Genomic DNA, 546 nt, shown 5'->3' with positions numbered 1-546 from the left:
GGTATTAAAGGCGCTGTTGGATCGTGTAGGTGAAAGCAAGGTTCAGGTGGTCATGTCTGACATGGCCCCGAATATGAGTGGCACCCAGGCGGTCGATATTCCAAGATCGATGTATCTGGTGGAATTAGCACTGGAAATGTGTCGTGATGTCCTCGCACCAGGCGGAAGTTTCCTGGTGAAGGTGTTCCAGGGAGATGGCTTTGACGAGTAACTACGGGAAATTCGCTCCCTGTTTACGAAGGTCAAAGTTCGTAAGCCGGACTCTTCTCGTGCACGTTCGCGGGAAGTGTATATTGTAGCGACCGGGCGTAAACCCTAACCGGGAGATTTCAGACGAAAGTTTGAAAGATGCTGGATATAGAGTATCCTGAAGCTGTTTTTAACACATTTGTAATAAGAGGTTAATCCCTTGAGTGACATGGAGAAAAACCTAATACTCTGGCTGGTCATTGCCGTTGTGCTGATGTCAGTATTCCAGAGCTTTGGGCCCAGCGAGTCTAATGGCCGTAAGGTGGATTACTCTACCTTCCTACAAGAGGTCAATAA

Annotated in this window: 1 protein-coding gene and 1 pseudogene; both read left to right on the top strand. The window is 48.0% G+C overall.

All coding sequences use genetic code 11. The features are described from left to right. The first annotated feature begins 52 nt into the window (after positions 1–52). Positions 53–319: pseudogene (locus AC5O77_RS22490) on the top strand (SAM-dependent methyltransferase). A 99-nt stretch (positions 320–418) separates the two neighbouring features. Continuing rightward, positions 419–546 (top strand): ATP-dependent metallopeptidase FtsH/Yme1/Tma family protein (locus tag AC5O77_RS22485; protein ID WP_494507257.1); only part of this gene is annotated, 128 nt, incomplete at its 3' end.

The sequence above is a fragment of the Stenotrophomonas sp. INTA L402-1 genome (assembly GCF_059295135.1).
Note: the sequence above shows the minus strand (reverse complement) of the source record. Positions and strands in the feature narration are given on the sequence as shown.